This window comes from uncultured Thiodictyon sp., assembly GCF_903828115.1.
Lineage (GTDB): Bacteria > Pseudomonadota > Gammaproteobacteria > Chromatiales > Chromatiaceae > Thiodictyon.
In genome coordinates this window covers 1-1,645 of the sequence record NZ_CAIKKU010000265.1, presented here as the reverse complement: position 1 = coordinate 1,645, position 1,645 = coordinate 1, and the positions used below count along the sequence as shown (strand labels likewise).

1 protein-coding gene is annotated in these 1,645 nt (G+C 68.1%); it reads left to right on the top strand.

Annotation, left to right across the window (positions count from 1 at the left end; all coding sequences use genetic code 11):
• Nucleotides 1–480: SCP2 sterol-binding domain-containing protein (locus QZY48_RS09905; RefSeq protein WP_295430587.1), on the top strand; the 480-nt coding region annotated here is incomplete at its 5' end.
• Between the last annotated feature and the right edge of the window lie 1,165 nt (nt 481–1,645).

Here is a 1,645-nt window from a genome sequence, read left to right as displayed (position 1 = left end):
ATGAACCTAGCCCCCCGCCTCATCAACACCCTCTCCGCACCCCTGCGCCTGTTGCCGACCCTGGCCCACAGCCAGGCCCTGGCACTCGCGCTGAATCAGGTCATGAAGGACGCCATCGCCGAGGGTGAACTGGACTTCCTGATCGGCCGCACGGTCGGGATCGAGATCAGCGATCTGGGCATCCGCTACCGCCTGGGCCTCGCCGGCGGGCGGATTCGCGGCCACGGGGAGGGGGCGCCGGCGGACGCGAGCATCTCCGGCGGGCTGCACGAGTTCCTGCTGCTTGCCGCCCGGCGCGAGGACGCCGACACCCTGTTCTTCCAGCGCCGCCTGCGGATGGCGGGCGATACCGAGTTGGGGCTTTATCTGAAGAACTTCCTGGACGCCTTCGAGCCGCCGCCCCAGGTCGCGCCCCTGATCCGCGGGCTCGACCGGCTGCTGGGCGCGGAGCAGCACCGGCCGCGGCGGCCGGGGCGCTGAGCCTGCGGGGGCCGGGGAAGATCTCTCGTAGAGACGCAGAGGGGGAGGGGAGACGGCATGGGTGGTTCCGCCGCTTTGGTGTCCACACAGTTCCGGGTGGTCTGGTCCCCATTACTCTGTACTCTGTCCCCTCTGGACTCTGAACCTCTGAATCTTTGAACCTCTGAAATGCCGCAAAGAAGCGCTTCGGTTGGTTTTGGCCCTCTGATCTCTCTCGTTCCCGCGCTCCGCGTGGGAGCCAGGCTGCGATCAAAACTGATGTGGGTCGGCTTGATCGTCGATTGTAGGATGGGCAAAGCGCAGCGTGCCCATCCTCCAGACCGCGACGCGGCTCCGCGCCCTGTGGCTTGCCGCCGACCCGGCAGGCGGGCGGCGCGACTGGTAAGGCGGGTTCCGGCTTGTCTTGCGACCCGCCCAAGCCCCGCAGGGGCGTGACATACCAGCCCAGGGCAACGCCCTGGGTAGGAGGGATAGAGGAGGCTAGCCCTGAAGGGGCGTGACATAGGAAACTGCGCCGCTATGTCACGCCCTTTCAGGGCTGGTCGATCAAACGACGTTATCCCAGGGCGTTGCCCTGGGCTGGTATGTGCGACCTCCTTGGGGTCGGCCTGCCAGTGCACCCGGATGGAAATGCTCGGACCTTTGGCGAAAGCGTGTACCCGTAGGGTGCGCCGCGCGCACCGGGGTGCCGGCCCAGGCTCAGGACGTTTCGTTCAACCGCAGCCTTGGAAGGTGCGCACGGCGCACCCTACGCCCATGGTCTGACGACTTGCGCCGCGTGGTACTAGATGAGCATAGCACCGGCAGCGCCCTGGGTCCGATGCCGATCGGTTGGCCGGGACGCGCCGAGGCTGACGGTCATGGCAGCATGACCTGCCACCCCGGCCCATCAAAAGGCGTGCGTGGTAGCGGCATCACCCGCGACGAGGGCGCGGCAGCCGGCGCGGTCGCGTCGCGGCTGAAGCCGCTCCCACAGCGTCGCTGCGCGACCTTTACGGTAAAGCCTTGAACTCCGCGGTCAGCTGGGCCCGCTCGAGCTGATCCCCGCCGCGCCGCTCCAGTAGCCGTCGACCAGCCCGGTCGGGACCAGACCGCGCAGGGTGGCCTGACCCTCGGCGGTCGCCAGATCGCCCGTGAGACAGGCGGCGAAGGTCCGCACCACGGT